The sequence below is a fragment of the Longimicrobium sp. genome (assembly GCF_036554565.1).
Taxonomy (GTDB): Bacteria; Gemmatimonadota; Gemmatimonadetes; order Longimicrobiales; family Longimicrobiaceae; genus Longimicrobium.
Genome location: NZ_DATBNB010000892.1, coordinates 1 through 15,271, shown reverse-complemented (window position 1 = coordinate 15,271; position 15,271 = coordinate 1). Strand labels below are relative to the sequence as shown.

Below are 15,271 nucleotides of genomic sequence, written 5' to 3'. Positions count from 1 at the left end.
AGCCACCTACGCCGGCACCGCCGCGCTGCATCCCAAGACGCTCCACCGCGCCTTCATGGAGCTGCTGGCCTCGTGGGCGCTGCAGGGCTTCGACGAGTTCATCGCCATCACCGCCAACGTGCACGCGCCCCACGCCGAGGCCATCGCCACCATCCGCGCGGCGGGAGCGCGGGTGCGGGTGGTGGAGGCGCTCTCGGTGGACCTGCGCGAGCTGCTGGACGCGGGCGGCGAGCCGGAGCACGCGGGCGAGGTGCTCACCTCGCTGCTCCTTCACCTGCGCCCCGACGCCGTGCGGATGTACGCCGCGCGCGACTACCGGATGGACCCCGAAAAGGCGCGAAAGTTCGTCGGCGGGCGATTGAAGCGCATCCCCTCCAAGTGCGAGGGCGCGGTGGGCCGGCCCACGCTGGGCACGGCGGAGAAGGGTGCCCGGATCTACGAACATATCCTGCAGAAGATCCGCCTCAAAGTATTCATCGCCCCGCCGGCGGACGAGCCCGAGCTGTAGCGCGGAGAAACCCCTGCCGTCCCGCGGGGTATGCTCTTGCGGACCGGCGCCTGCCGCTGCGTGCGGACGCGCCGCCGATCACGTGAGGAGAAATGAAGATTTCCAGCAAGCTGGCCCTGCTCGCCGGGCTGGCGACGGCCGCCCCGGCGGCCGCGCAGATCGACCAGGGAACGTTTCGCGTCTACGCGCAGGACCAGGACGTGGGCACGGAAGAGTTCACCATCCGGCAGACGGGGAGCGGCACCGGACAGGAGGTGTTCGCCACCGGCCGCGTGCGCGTGCGCCTCCCCGAGGGGAGCCTGGAACTGGATCCGCGGCTTCGCACCCGCGGCATCGAGGGCGACCCCGTGGAGTACCAGGTCGACGTGGGCGGCACCTCGCCGCGCAAGATCGTCGGCACCGTGGGCGGCGGGCGCTTCAGCGCCAAGATCGTCACCGCGTCGGGCGAGCAGCTGCGCGAGTACGTGGCCAGCCGCGGCGCCGTGGTGCTGGACGAGGGGGTGGCGCACCACTACCACTTCCTGGCCCAGCGTACCCACAACGGCCGCCTTCCCGTCATCGTCCCCCGCGAGAACCGGCAAGTCATGGCCACCATCAGCAGCCGCGGCGAAGAGCGGGTGCAGGTGGGCGGCACGTCCATCACCCTCTTTCACCTGGTCGTTCAGCCGCAGGGCGGCGACGAGCACCACGTATGGGTGGATGCGCTGAACCGCGTGCTCCGGGTAGAGGTCCCCGCCCGCGGCTACCGCGCCGAGCGTACCGCCATCCCCCGCTGACGCGGAACCGGGATTCACGACTGAAACGCCGGGCCCACGCCCGGCGCTTCTTTTTTCACCCCGGAAACGCGTCACCTCAAGCACGCACGCGGTACCGGTCGTACCATGCCTGGAAGTCGCTCTGCCGCAGATAGTAGCGGCTCGCGCTCCCCTCGTTGAGTGCGTTGAGCAACGCAATGGCGCGTTCGCTGAACCCCTCCAGGTCATCGGGGGGAATGTTTTGCGCTTCGGCCTCCGCGCGGACCAGGTCTTCACGCGGTGGCTGCATCCCCAGGACGATCTCACGGACGACGGCGGCCAGCTCGTTCCGGTACTTCAGCCGCATGGGGTCCGGCTGCACCAGGGAATCTCGCACGACCTTGTACTGGGCGCAGGACCGGGCGTACGCCCAGACGAACACGTCGCGGAGCAGTTCCACCCGGGTCAACTCGTACACGCCCAGGGTGCCTTCGATGTATGCGCGTTCCGGCACGTCCACGAACGACAGGGGGCACAGGTTCGCCCGGATCAGGGGGATGTTCGCGGCCAGGCGCGAGGTGCGCTTGTTGACGTCGGAGAACGGCTGCAGGTACGGGATGTGGACCATTCCGAAGAACGCCTGCTCGAACGGATCGGGAATGGCCGCCGCTTTCTGGAGCAGCAGGTCGAAGGTGTCCTCGATCACCTGGGGAATGGCGACGGGCACGTAGCGCGTTCCCGTGATCTGCACCGGACGCTGCCGCAGGCTTCCTTCGTCGCTGGGATCGCCGAGCAGGTTTTCGGAAAGCGCGCTGTGCAGTGTCGTCAGCGTCCGGCGGTCGAACCCGATGACCTCCGCACTCTCGACGATGAACTCGATCGCGTTCTTGTGGTTGAGGATCATCTGCGCGTTCTCGGCATCCTTGCCTTCCGCACGCTGCCCGAACTGAAGCAGGTTCTGCGTATCGAGCCGGGTGTAGGTATTTCCCTCCAGCCGGCTCGATGCCCAGGCCAGGTCGATCAGAAGGCGGTCGAAGACGTCGCGCGCGAACGTTCCGGCAGGGCGTTGCGGATCGGGAGTGACGCCCATCTCGTGCAGCTGCCGGCGGACATCTTCCTGCAGGTACCAGGTCGTGCCGGGCTCATACGCCTCCAGGAACCCGCGATCGTATCCCACCGGCTCGCGATACATCATCGGCCGGCGGACCAGCGTGCGCACCTCGTCGCCCGCGGGAGAGACAGGAACGTAGTCCTCTTCCTCGGGAGCCGATGGATCCACCGTGGCCTGGGCGGTCGTTCCGCGATCACCGCTGGACGCCGGCTCCCCGTGCTCCGTTGGCAGGTACACGCGGCCTACGCTCTCGCCGCGAGTGAGTATCCGCTCCTCTCGCACCAGGACGTCGAGACGCCGGTTCAAGGTTCGTCTCGAGAGTCGCGCGGAGTAACACCGCCCGTATTCTTCAGAGATGTCCCTGATCCGAATCCCCTCGGGGTGATCCGCGAGCAGAGCAACGATCCTGTCGAGTTCCTGCTGGATGACCGAGGAGTTGGTTTTCGCCAAGGTGGGAATCTGTCGGCTGGCTGTGGCACGCTGAGGGATCCGTGGCCGTTAAGCGCGCCATAAACATAGGGAAGCGTGCCATTAAAGTACAGAAGCGTGCCATTAGAACTTAAAAGCATGCCATTAAATGACCGAGCGCGCCATTAAACAGCCCGGGCGTGCCATCAAACCTTGAGAGCTTGCCACCATCATCTGCGTTCCCGCGCCACTCACGTCCTTGGGATTTCAGCGGTACGTGATTAGATTTGGCGCATCCCTCCCGAACCTGCCTGAAACTCCACCAGCACCGTTCCCGTAGGGCACCACGAGGCGGTACCAGACCGCCCCTCTGCAGGACCCCGACAACCGAAATCGACCAATGTCGAGCATCATCATTCGCCGAGGCGCCGGCCTTTCTGCGCTCGCCGCGCTCCTGTTCGCCCTGCCCGCGGCCGCGCAGCAGCCCGCGCTCACCATCGAGCAGGCCGTGGCATCGGCCCGCGAGAACAATCCCGACATGCTGGCGCAGCGCAACGACGTGGGCGCCACCCGCGCGGGCATGCGCGCCGCCCGCGCCGACTTCCTGCCGTCCGCCAACGCCAGCGCCGGGTTCGGATACACGGCGCCGGGCGAGCAGCGCTTCGGCGCGCAGACGTTCGGCGCCAAGCCCGAGTACTACTCGTCCAACTGGAACCTGGGGCTGCAGTACGACATCAGCCGCGCCAAGCTGCTTCAGCCCAGCATCGCCCGGGCGCAGCACGCGGCCACGGAAAGCCGCATCGCGGGCTACGAGTGGAGCCTGGTGATGCAGGTGCGCCAGCAGTACCTGACGGCGCTGCAGGCCGGCGACCAGGTGCAGCAGGCCGCGCGCGAGGTGGAGCGCACCCGCGAGCACGAGCGGCTGGCCGGCGCCCGGCTGGAGGTGGGCTCGGGAACGCCGCTGGAGGTGCGCCGCGCGCAGGTGCAGCGCGGCCAGGCCGAGGTGGCGCTGGTGCAGCGGCAGAACACGCACGCCACCGAGGTGCTTCGGCTGGGGCAGCTGATGGGCGTGAGCCTTTCGCCCGACACGCCGCTCACCAGCCGGTTCGAGCTCTTCGCGCCCTCGTGGAACGCCGACGAGCTGGTGCGCGAGGCCCAAGAGGCCAACCCCGTCATCCAGGCCGCGCGCGCCAGCAGCGGCGCCGCGCGTACGCAGGTGAGGGCGGCCCGCTCGCAGTACCTGCCCAGCGTGAGCATGCAGGTGGGGCTGGTGGGCTCGGTGTACAGCGCCGGCAACATCGATCCACTGGTGCAGCAGCAGCTGGGCGGGCTGGCCGGCGCGTACTCGTCGTGCCAGGAAACGAACGTCATCCGCACCGCCGCAGGGCTGGGCGCCGCCGACTGCTCGCCGCTGAACGCCGCCGACCCGGCCGTGCAGGCCGCCGTGCGCAACGAGATCGCCGCCGGAAACCCCAGCTTTCCCTTTGGCTACACGCGCCAGCCCCTGCAGGCCTCGATGACCGTGTCGCTGCCGCTGTTCGACGGGCTCAACCGTGAGCGGCGGATCGAGGAGGCGCGCGTGCAGGCCGGCGACGCCGAGCTGGCCGTACGCGCCCAGCAGCAGCGGCTGGAGCTGGACGTACGCACCGGCGTGCTGAACGCGCAGACCGCCTTCCGCACCGCCGAGCTTCAGCGCCAGGTGGCCGAGAACGCCGCCGAGGAGCTGCGCCTGGCCCGCGAGCGCTTTCGCCTGGGCGCCGCCAACTCGCTGGAGGTGACCGACGCGCAGACGCGGCTTTCCGAGGCCGAGCGCGCGGTGATCGACTCGGTGTACATGTACCACAAGTCGCTGGCCGCGCTCGAGGCGCTGGTCGGCCGCCCCCTTCGCTGATTTCCGGCCCCCCGGACCAAGGACATAGAACCATGTCGAAGAAGAAGAAGGTCGCGATCATCGCCGGAGCGCTGGTCATCGTGTCCGTCGGCGCCGCGATGGCGATGGGCGGCGGCGACGAGGGCGTGGAGGTGCGTGGCGAGCAGGTGGCCCGCCGCGGACTGGTGTCGGTGGTGCAGGCCAGCGGAAAGATCGAGCCCAAACGCAAGGTCGACATCTCGGCCGACATCTCCGGCCGCGTGGTGCAGGTGGCGGTGGAGGAAGGGCAGTGGGTGAACGCGGGCGAGCTGCTGCTGCGCATCGAGCCCACGCAGTACGTAGCCGCCGTGCGCCGCGCCGAGGCCGCCGTGTCGCAGAGCCAGGCCCGCGCCGCCCAGCAGCGCGCGCAGCTCACCAAGGCGCAGAGCGACCTGAACCGCGCCGAGCAGCTGTCGCGCACCAACGAGCTCGTTTCGGCGGCCGACGTGGAGCAGGCCCGCACCCAGGTGCAGGTGGCCGAGCAGGAGTTCCAGGCCATGCGCTTCGCCATCAGCCAGTCGCAGGCCGCGGTCAGCGAGGCGCGCGACCAATTGAGCAAGACCACCATCGTGGCCCCCATGAGCGGGCGCGTCACCCGGCTGAACATCGAGCAGGGCGAAACGGCCGTCGTCGGGACGATGAACAACCCCGGCAGCCTGCTGCTGACCATCGCCGACCTGTCGGTGATGGAGGCCAAGGTGCAGGTGGACGAGACCGACGTTCCCGGGCTGACGCTGGGCGACAGCGCCTCGGTGAAGGTGGACGCCTTTCCGGGCCAGGCCTTCAGCGGGCGGGTGACGGCCATCGGCAACAGCTCCATCCAGCTCCCCTCGGCGGGCGGCAGCACGCAGCAGCAGTCGGTGGACTACGAGGTGGTCATCACCCTCGACAACCCGCCGGCCAACCTGCGTCCGGACCTCTCCGCCACGGCCGAGATCGTCACCGAGACGCGCGCGAACTCGCTGTCCGTGCCCATCATCGCCCTGACCGTCCGCGACGCGCAGGGGAAGAAGTTCAAGGCGGCCGACGAGGAGCAGGACGGCCCCGAGGCGGTGCGCGGCGAGCGCAAGGTGGAGGAAGAGGTCGAGGGCGTGTTCGTCATCCGCGGCGACAGCGCCGTGTGGGTGCCGGTGAAGATCGGCATCGCGGGCGACCGCTACTTCGAGGTGGTCAGCGGCCTGCGCGGCGGCGAGATGGTGGTGGCGGGAAGCTACCAGGCCATCCGCGAGCTCGAGGCCGGCAACAAGGTGCGCCTGCCGGAGCCGGAGGAGGAGAAGGGCAAGGCCAAGGGGGCGGAACGGAGGAAGGGATGAGCACGGCGCCCATCATCCAGGCGCGGGACCTTCAGAAGCACTACGACCTGGGCGCGGAAACGGTGCGCGCCCTCCGCGGGGTGGACCTGGAGATCCACCGCAACGAGTACGTGGCCATCATGGGGCCGTCGGGCTCGGGGAAGAGCACCTTCATGAACCTGATCGGCTGCCTGGACACGCCCACGGGCGGCGAGTACGTGCTGAACGGGCAGAAGGTGGCGGGGATGAAGGAAGACGACCTGGCCCGCGTCCGCAACCGCGAGATCGGCTTCGTCTTCCAGACCTTCAACCTGCTGCCGCGCAGCACCGCGCTGGAAAACGTGGAGTTGCCGCTGGTCTACGGCGGGTTCGCCAAGAAGGAGCGGCGCGAGCGGGCGGTGCAGGCCCTGGAGCACGTGGGGCTGGGCGACCGCATGGACCACCGCCCCAGCCAGCTTTCGGGCGGCCAGCGGCAGCGCGTGGCCATCGCCCGGGCGCTGGTGACGCGTCCCAGCATCATCCTGGCCGACGAGCCCACGGGCAACCTGGACTCGGTGACGTCGGAGGAGATCATGGCCCTCTTCGCCGACCTCCACCGGCAGGGGCAAACCATCATCATGGTCACCCACGAGCCCGACATCGCGGCGCACGCCGAGCGCGTGGTGACGCTCAAGGACGGGGTGATCGCCAGCGACCGGCGCCAGACGCCGGTCGTTCCGGAGCCCCATCGCAAGCGCGCCGAAGTGGCCGTCGGCGCGGGAGCCTGAGCCATGGGCATCCGCGAAGCGGTGAGGATCGCCCTGGCCATGATCCGCGCCAACAAGATGCGCGCCTTCTTCACCGTGCTGGGCACGGTGGTGGGCGTCACCTTCCTGATCGCCGTCATCACCCTGCTCAAGGGGATGGATGCGTACATGAAGGAGGAGTTCGCCGGCCGCATCGTGGGGCATAACACGGTGCTGCTGCGCCGCGTTCCCGAACTGGGCGAGGACCCCCAGACCGAGGACCAGTGGCGCGAATGGATGCGGCGCCCGCTCTTCAGCCAGAACGAGGCCGAGTGGCTGGCGGCCAACGTCACCACCCCCGGGCTGCTGTCGTACAGCTACGACCAGTCGGCGCGTGTGGGCAACGGGCGCGGCAAGGAATTGTCGGGCGTCAACATCATCGGCGCGAACGAGAACTTCTTCCGCGTCCGCGAGATGGACATCCAGGCAGGGCGGCCCTTCTCGCGCCAGGAGGCGCAGCGCGGGGTGCCCGTCATCATCCTGGGCGTGGAGGTGGCCGACGCGCTCTTTCCCGGGCTGAACCCCGTGGGCCAGACGGTACGGGTCGCCAGCCTGCCCTACCGCGTGATCGGGCTGCTGGAAAAGCAGGGCGCGATCTTCGGCTTTACGATGGACCGCATGGCCATCGTCCCCGCGCGGAGCCCGGTGAACGGCGGCGTCTGGGAGCAGGCGGGAAAGGTGGAAGACATCTCCTTCCAGGTGCCCCGCGGCGAGCTGGTTCCGCAGGCGGAGTCGGAGATCACCGGCCTGGCGCGCACCCTTCGCCGGCTGCGTCCGCGCGAGGAAAACAACTTCTCGGTCGAGACGGCCGAGGGGTCGCTGGGGTTCTGGGAAAAGATCAACGGCTTTCTGATGATGGCGCTGCCCATGCTGGTGGGCGTGTCGCTGATCGTGGGGGCCGTGGTCATCATGAACCTGATGCTGGTGTCGGTCAGCGAGCGCACGCGCGAAATCGGCATCCGCAAGTCGCTGGGCGCGCGCCGGGTCGACATCCTCACGCAGTTCATGATCGAAGCCGGAACCCTGTCGGGATTCGGCGGGCTGCTGGGAATCGCCTTGGGGATCGGGCTGGCACAGCTGGTGTCGGCCGTGTCGCCGCTGCCGGCGCGGGTGTCGGGCGGGGCGATCGGGCTGGCGATGTTCCTGGGGATCGGCGTGGGCCTCGTCGCCGGGGTGTACCCCGCGTGGCGCGCCTCGCGGCTGGACCCCATCGTGGCCCTGCGGTCGGAATAGGAGCGCGCTCATGATGAACCTGACGTCCGTGCGCGACGGGGTGCTGATCGCCCTGGAATCGCTGCGCAGCAACAAGGTGCGCGCCTCGCTGACCATCCTGGGCATCGTCATCGGCGTGGCGACGGTGATGACGATGGCGGCCGCGATCACGGGGCTGCGCGGCTCGGTGATGTCGGCGATGGAGGGGCTGGGCCCCAACAACTTCATCGTCAACCGCTTCGACCAGACGAAGCTGCAGTTCGTGAACGACGCCGAGACCGCCCCGTGGGACGGCAAGCCGGCCATCACCTTCGCCGAGGCCGACCTGCTGGAGGCGCTGCCCTCCATCCGTTCGGTGGTGACGGCGGCGGACGCGGGGGGAAGCGCCAAGTACCGCAACAACACCGTGCCCAACGTGAACATCGCGGGGCGCGGCGCCACCTGGCCCGAGTACAGCAAGGGCGACTTCATCGAGGGCCGCAACTTCGTGGCGGCCGACGAGCGGAGCGGGGCGCCGGTCGTGGTGCTTTCCGACGGACTGGCGAGGTCGCTGTTCGACGGCACGCGGGCGGTGGGCAAGCACATCCGGCTGCGCGGCCAGCAGTTCCTGGTGGTGGGCGTGTACAAGGAAACGGAGAACATCTTCGCCGCGGCGGCGGGCAACTTCGCCTTCGTTCCCACGCGGACGGCGCTCACCAAGCTGGATGCCGACCGCGACTGGATGAGCCTGCTGGTGGTGCCGGCGACGGGCTACACGCAGGCGCAGGCCATGGACGACGTGACGGCGGCGCTCCGCGTTTCGCGCGGGCTGCGGCCCGGGGCGGAAGACAACTTCGCCCTGATCCGCCAGCAGGCGTTCACCGAGATGTTCGACCGCATGACGGGCGTGTTCTTCCTGGTGATGCTGGTGCTGGCGGGGATCGGCCTGATCGTAGGCGGCGTGGGGGTGGTGGGGATCATGATGATCTCGGTGACCGAGCGGACGCGCGAGATCGGCGTGCGCAAGGCGCTGGGCGCCACCCCGCGCGAGATCCTGTGGCAGTTCCTGGTCGAGGCGATGACGGTGACGCTGGTGGGCGGCATCATCGGCCTGGCCATCGCCATGTGCATGGCGTGGCTGATCGGCGCCATCAGCCCCATCCCGGCGACGATCCCGCTGTGGGCGGTCGTGGCGTCGCTGCTGGTGGCGGCGGTGGGCGGGATGGGCTTTGGCCTGTACCCCGCGTTCAAGGCCGCGCGCCTGGACCCGGTGGACGCGCTGCGATACGAGTAGGGCAGGGATGTCGATGGAGGGAAAGCCCCCGCACCTCGCGTTTGCGCGCGGTGCCGGGGGTTCGCCATTTTGGGGTGAGGCCTCGGCTGCCGTGGGGGCCCTCACCCCGCCGCGCTGACACGCGTGCGACCCTCTCCCACAAACAGCGTGGGAGAGGGGGTACACTTCAGATTGTGGGGGCGGATCTATATCGTTGTCGCTCCACCACGTCTGTCATCCTGAGCCCCAGGCGCACCGCACCCCCCTCCACACCGACGCTCGCGGGGCGAAGGATCTAACCCCGGATGCCTCTTCGCCCGGGCGCGGCAGCGGTCGCCGATGCCGCGGGCTCGGTCTTGGCTTGGCGAAGAAGCGGTCCACGGGCGAACCGGTGGACCGCTCAATCACGCCGATCAGACCAGCCGTCGCGCATGCCGCGGGAGGCCCCTCCCCGCACAAACGACGTGCGGAGAGGGGAGACTGCGATTGCACCTCCGCTGGCCACGCGCACTCGGCTTCGCGTGCAGTCCGCGAAGGCGGACTTCGGGCCTTTGTTGCCGCGACTTTAGTCGCCCCAGCCCGGCCGAGGCCTCGGCTTTGTGACCGCTGCCGCGCCCCGGTATAGAGGTGTCCTCAGCTAGATCCGACGGCGCGCGAAGGGTGGAGTGCGGGCCGGTTCAGTGCGCTTGCGCCTCTGGATGACAGGGCTTGGTGCTACGCGGCCTTCGTCGCCGCGCCTCCGGCGTGCTTCGCCGGCCCTCCACCGTGCCTCCGCCGTGCCCTCTGCGTGCCTTCGTGCGCCTCGCCGTGGCTCGCCGCGCCTCGCGCCGCCGCCGTTCAGCCGCCCGCCAGCTGTTTGCGAAGGTCCGCCATCACGTTTGCGCGGAACGACTTGCTTTCCTCCGGCGAGAGGGAGCTGATGGCGCCCGGCGTCTTCTGGTCCAGCAGCTCGGGGGGGATCTCCGCGAGGAAGCGCGACGGCTTGCGGACGATCACGTTGCCACGCTGGTTGCGGGTGGCGCAGCCGGAGAGCGTGAGCCGGTGCCGTGCCCGCGTGATCCCCACGTAGAACAGGCGGCGCTCCTCCGCGATGGGGTCGCCGCCCCCGTTCGCCTCCCAGGTCTGCCAGTTTTCCTCCGCGTCGGCCTCCGCAGCCGCCGAGCTCTTCACGCTGCGCGCGTGCGGCAGGATCTCCTCCTCCAGCCCCACGATGAACACGTGGGTGAACTCCAGCCCCTTGGCGCTGTGCATGGTCAGCAGCGTCACCTGGTCGGGAGCCTCTTCCTCCTTTTCCTTGCGGTCGTCCTCGTCCGTCAGCGACACGCGCTCCAGGAACGCCCGCATGGAGGGCGGATTCCAGTCGTCCTCGTCGTCCGGGGGCGGGCGGTCGGCCCAGGTGCGCTCCTCGAAGCGCTGGATGGATCCCACGAACTCGCGAAGGATGTCTACCCGCACCTCCGCCGCGCGCTCGCTCTTGGAGTTGTCGGCCCGCACCGCCTCTTCCAGCCGCAGCCGCTTCACCATCTCCTGCGTGAACCCGAACAGCGACCGATGCGTCGTCAGCCCGTGGTCGATGGCGGCCTGCGTGGACTGGAACTCCATCCGCAGCTCCTCCATCATCTCCACGAACGAGCGCACCGCCTCCGTGGTCCCGCGGTTGATGCCGTCCACCTCGCCCACCCGCTTGAGCGTTTCGTACAGCGGCTCGTGCGCGGCGCGGGAGGCGTCGACGAGCTTCATGATGGTCGTGCGCCCGATGCCGCGCCCGGGGTAGTTGATGATGCGGCGGAGCGAAACCTCGTCGCGCGGGTTGAGGAGCACGCGCAGGTAGGCCACCAGGTCCGCCACCTCCTTGCGGTCGAAGAACGACTGCCCGCCGACCACCCGGTAGGGGATGTTGGCCGCCCGCAGCGCCTCTTCGAACGGCTTGCTCTGCAGGTTCGTGCGATAAAGCACCGCAAAGTCGGCCCACTTCAGCTTCTCGGCGAAGCGGCGCACGCCGATCTCCCGCGCCACCATCTCCGACTCCTGCTCTTCCGACGTCTTTCCGCCGGCCTCGTTGAACGACCAGTAGTCGATCTTGGGACCGGGGCCGTTCCCCGTGCGCAGCCGCTTGGGGCGCCGCGACGAGTTGTTGGCGATCACCCCGTTGGCCGCGTCCAGGATGCGCTGCGTGGAGCGGTAGTTCTCTTCCAGCAGCACCACCTGCGCGCCGGGAAAGTGGTTCTCGAAATCCAGGATGTTGCGCACGTCGGCGCCGCGCCAGGCGTAGATGGACTGGTCGTCGTCGCCCACCACGCACAGGTTCTTCAGCGGCCCGGCCATCATCCGCGCCACCTCGAACTGTGCGCCGTTGGTGTCCTGGTACTCGTCGATCATCACGTACCGCCAGCGCTTCCACAGCCGCTCGCGCACCTCGGGGTGCTCGCGCAGCAGCTGCACGGGAAGCACCAGCAGGTCGTCGAAGTCGCACGCCCCCGCGGCCCGCAGCGTGGCCTCGTAGCGGGGGTAGATGTCGGCGGCGAGGACGGCGTAGTCGTCGTTGCGGTCGTTCTTCATCCGCCCCTCGGCCACCTCCCGCGCGGCCTCGGGCGGGGTGACCAGCCGGTTCTTCCAGTCGGAGATGGCGAACAGCACGCGCTTGGGATCGAACGAATCCTCCCCGACGGTGGCGCTGATGTGCACCTCCTCGGCCATGATGCGCTTGACCGCCTGCGCCTGGTCGCTGGTGGGATAGATGGAGAAATCCTTCGGCAGGCCGATGCGGTCGCCGTAGTCGCGAAGGAGCCGCGCGCCCAGCGAGTGGAAGGTGGAAAGGAGAACGCCGCGGGCCTCCTTGCCCACCATCCGGGCCACGCGCTCGCGCATTTCGGTGGCCGCCTTGTTGGTGAAGGTGACGGCCAGGATCTGCTTGGGGTTGATGCCCCGGTCGCGGATCATGTAGGCGATCCGGTGCACCAGCATGCTGGTCTTGCCCGAGCCCGCGCCGGCCAGGACCAGCACGGGGCCCTCGGTGGAGAGCGCGGCGTGGCGCTGCTCGGGATTGAGCCCGCGGAGGTACTCGGGAATCGGATGCAAGGCCTGCTCTCTAGAACCTGCTGAGAACGCTGTGGTGGAGGGCGGAAGATAGCCGGTGGAGGAGGGGAGAGGGAATAGGGAACGGGGAACGGGACGGACCGGCGGGCGCGCCCGGGAGCCGTCGAAAACCCCGCAACCCCCAGCGTTTGACGCACCCTGAACCCCCAGTTATGTTTCTGCCCGTCGGCACAGGATGGAGCACCCGCACTAGAGGCTACATGACGCTACGCGACCGCTTTCGTGGTCTCACGCTCGCGGAGAGCCTGGAGCTCCGCGCGCGGGAGAACCCGACGCGGCCTTTCGTTGCGTTCGGCGATCAGCGGCTTACGTACGGACAGGTCGACCAGCAGGCCGCCGCGCTGGCCGCCGCCCTGCACGAGCTGGGCATCGAGGCCGGCGACCGCATCGCCCTCACCCTTCCCAACTGGCCCGAGTTCATCGTCAGCGCCTTTGCCGCGGCCAAGCTGGGCGCGGTGATCGTGCCGCTGAACCCGCGCTTTACGTCGCCGGAGCTGCAGTACGCGCTGCGCCACTCCGAGTCGGTGGCCGTGGTCACGGCCGAAAACTGGGGAGGCATCGACTACCTGGCGCGCTTCGAGCAGTTCCTGGGCGTGCTGCCGGACCTGCAGTACGTGCTGTCGGTGGGCAAGGAAGACCTCTGGTACGACGACCGCATCCACCAGTTCGAAGACCTGGTGTCCAGCGGCGAGGGGCGGCCGTTCCCCCGGTGGGAGGGCCCGTCGGATGCGCTGTTCGCCATCGTCTACACCTCGGGCACCATGGGCAAGCCCAAGGGGGTGGCGCTCACGCACGAGAACCTGATGTCCAACGCCGCCACCACGGCCGAGGCCATCGGGTTGACGGCCGACGACGTGGTGTTCGGGGTCAACACGCTCTTCAACGTGTTCGGCATCGGCACCGGGGTGCTGGGGACGATGGCGGCGGGCGCGTCGCTGGTGCTGGACGAGGGGCTTGCCCCGGCCGAGGCGCTGGAGGTGGTGGAGCGCGAGGGGGTGACGGTCATTCACGGCGTTCCCACCAACTTCATCCTGGCGCTGAACGAGCCCACGCGGGCGTCGCGCAACCTCTCGTCGCTGCGCACGGGCATCGTGGCCGGCGCGCCGGTGACGGAAGAACTGGCGCAGCGCATCATGCGCGACCTGGTGCCGGGAATTCGCGTGGGATACGGGATGACGGAAACCGGAAACACGGTGTCCGTCAACACCCCCGGCGACCCGCGCGGCAAGCAGATCGCCACCGTCGGGCGGCCGCTGGCCGAAACCGAGGTGCGGGTGATCGACGCCGACGGCTCGGTTCTTCCGGTGGAGTCGGTGGGCGAGGTGGCCATCAAGGGCCCGGGCGTCATGCAGGGGTACTACCGCCAGCCCGGCGAGACGGCCCAGGTGTTTACGCCCGACGGGTTCTTTTTGACCGGCGACCTGGGGATGGTGGACGAGGAGGGCTACGTTCACCTGATCGGCCGCCGCAAGGAAATGATCATCCGCGGCGGGTTCAACGTGTACCCGCGCGAGGTGGAAGACCGGCTGCACGCGCACCCCGCGGTGCTCGACGTCGCCGTGGTGGGCCTTCCCGACGAGATCCTGGGCGAAAAGGCATGCGCCTGCATCGTCCCCGTCGAGGGCGCCATCGTGACGGGTGAGGAGATCCGCGATTTCTGCCGCGAGGTGCTGGCGGACTACAAGGTTCCCGACCTCGTGCGCTTCCTGGACGGCTTTCCCCTGACGGGAAGCGGCAAGGTGCGCCGGGTGGAGCTCGCGCGGATGATCAACGCCGAGGAGAGCAGCCGGCGGTGATGAACAACGACGCTTCGAGGCTCCTTTCGCCATCGGCGGGGAGTGCGGAAGTACGCGGCGCCCGAGTACGAAAGCGTACGGAACCCCAGCCCCGGTTCCCGCTTTCGTACTTTCGCGCTTCGTGCCCCCGCGCTGGCTCCCCCCCGAGGAAAAGGGGTCTCGTCGGCACAACGCAAACGACGGACTGACGAGACATGAACAACGCACCAACCCGTGTGCCCACTTCGGCGGGCATGCCCAGCGGCCGCAGCGCCGCACTGCTTATCGACTTCGACAACGTCACCATGAACATCCGCACCGACCTGGGCAAGGAGCTCAAGGCGATGCTGGATTCCGAGGTGTTCCGCGGCAAGGTGGCCGTGCGCCGCGCCTACGCCGACTGGCGGCGCTACCCCCAGTCGGTCGTTCCCCTGACGGAGGCCTCCGTCGACCTGATCTTCGCCCCCGCCTACGGGACCTCCAAGAAGAACGCCACGGACCTGCGCATGGCGGTGGACGCCATCGAGCTGGCGTTCATGCGGCCGGAGATCGGCACCTTCATCCTGCTCACGGGCGACTCCGACTTCTCGAGCTGCGTGATGAAGCTCAAGGAGTACGGCAAGTACGTGATCGGCGTGGGGATGCGCGAGTCGGCCAGCGACCTGCTGATCCAGAACTGCGACGAGTACTACTCGTACCACAACCTCTCCGGCCTCACCCGCGCGCAGGACGACACCGGCGTGCGCGAAGACCCGTGGGAGCTGGTGACCAAGGCCGCGCGGCAGATGGTCCGCAACCGCGACGTGATGCGGGTGGATCGGCTGAAGCAGGTGATGATCGACCTGGACCCGGGCTTCAGCGAAAAGGACCTGGGGTACAGCAAGTTCAGCAAGTTCATCACCGACGCGCAGTCGCGCGGGCTGGTGCGCCTGCGCAAGGACAACGAGGGGCAGTGGGAGATCGTTCCCCCGCAGCCCGGCGACGAGCCGCAGACGCCCTTCGACGAGCCGCGCCGCGAGCGCCAGCGCGAAGAGGCCGACCGCGAGGGTGGGCGCGACCGCGATCGTGGCCGCGACCGTGGACGCGGCGGCTTCCGCGACCGCTACCGCGGGCGTGACCGCGACCGGGACCGCGAGCGCGAGCGTCCGCGCAGCTACGAGACGCCGCTGGAGATCGAGGTAGACCTGGA

Annotated in this window: 11 protein-coding genes; 9 read left to right on the top strand and 2 right to left on the bottom strand. The window is 68.8% G+C overall.

The features are described from left to right. Together VIB55_RS24950 and VIB55_RS24945 are read left to right on the top strand one after the other, a co-directional pair. A partial coding sequence (locus tag VIB55_RS24950; protein WP_331879406.1) for a creatininase family protein occupies nt 1–508 on the top strand: 508 nt, incomplete at its 5' end. Between the two features lie 92 nt (nt 509–600). Then, nucleotides 601–1,284 carry a hypothetical protein gene (locus VIB55_RS24945; protein ID WP_331879405.1) on the top strand — a complete coding sequence of 228 codons (684 nt, stop codon included), beginning with the start codon at nt 601–603 and terminating at the stop codon, nt 1,282–1,284. 76 nt (nt 1,285–1,360) lie between these two features. Here VIB55_RS24945 and VIB55_RS24940 read toward each other — a convergent pair whose 3' ends face one another. After that, nucleotides 1,361–2,659 (bottom strand): Fic family protein, encoded by a 1,299-nt coding sequence (locus VIB55_RS24940; RefSeq protein ID WP_331879404.1) that lies wholly within the window; start codon nt 2,657–2,659, stop codon nt 1,361–1,363. Between the two features lie 502 nt (nt 2,660–3,161). Here VIB55_RS24940 and VIB55_RS24935 point away from each other — a divergent pair. Genes VIB55_RS24935 through VIB55_RS24915 form a run of 5 tightly spaced genes read left to right on the top strand, consistent with a single transcriptional unit; the run spans nt 3,162 to nt 9,232 of the window. Next, a complete protein-coding gene (locus tag VIB55_RS24935; RefSeq protein WP_331879403.1) occupies nt 3,162–4,652 on the top strand; it encodes a TolC family protein in 1,491 nt (496 codons plus the stop codon). A gap of 32 nt (nt 4,653–4,684) precedes the next feature. Continuing rightward, complete coding sequence (locus tag VIB55_RS24930; protein WP_331879402.1) at nt 4,685–5,983, top strand: efflux RND transporter periplasmic adaptor subunit; 1,299 nt, start codon at nt 4,685–4,687, stop codon at nt 5,981–5,983. Beyond that, on the top strand, nt 5,980–6,729 hold the full coding sequence (locus tag VIB55_RS24925) for an ABC transporter ATP-binding protein (RefSeq protein WP_331879401.1): 750 nt from the start codon (nt 5,980–5,982) through the stop codon (nt 6,727–6,729). Before VIB55_RS24930 ends, VIB55_RS24925 begins: the two co-directional genes overlap by 4 nt. Nucleotides 6,730–6,732: 3 nt before the next feature. Continuing rightward, nucleotides 6,733–7,980 (top strand): ABC transporter permease, encoded by a 1,248-nt coding sequence (locus tag VIB55_RS24920; protein ID WP_331879400.1) that lies wholly within the window; start codon nt 6,733–6,735, stop codon nt 7,978–7,980. Nucleotides 7,981–7,990: 10 nt separating this feature from the next. Then, nucleotides 7,991–9,232 carry an ABC transporter permease gene (locus tag VIB55_RS24915; protein ID WP_331879399.1) on the top strand — a complete coding sequence of 414 codons (1,242 nt, stop codon included), beginning with the start codon at nt 7,991–7,993 and terminating at the stop codon, nt 9,230–9,232. An 816-nt stretch (nt 9,233–10,048) separates the two neighbouring features. On the opposite strand, the gene VIB55_RS24910 is transcribed toward VIB55_RS24915, so the two are convergent. Next, nucleotides 10,049–12,289: an ATP-dependent helicase gene (locus VIB55_RS24910; protein ID WP_331879398.1), complete on the bottom strand. Its 2,241-nt coding sequence runs from the start codon at nt 12,287–12,289 to the stop codon at nt 10,049–10,051. A 218-nt stretch (nt 12,290–12,507) separates the two neighbouring features. Between VIB55_RS24910 and VIB55_RS24905 the strand changes: the two genes are divergently transcribed. Further along, nucleotides 12,508–14,103: a class I adenylate-forming enzyme family protein gene (locus VIB55_RS24905; RefSeq protein ID WP_331879397.1), complete on the top strand. Its 1,596-nt coding sequence runs from the start codon at nt 12,508–12,510 to the stop codon at nt 14,101–14,103. Between the two features lie 194 nt (nt 14,104–14,297). Continuing rightward, a partial coding sequence (locus tag VIB55_RS24900) for an NYN domain-containing protein (protein ID WP_331879396.1) occupies nt 14,298–15,271 on the top strand: 974 nt, incomplete at its 3' end.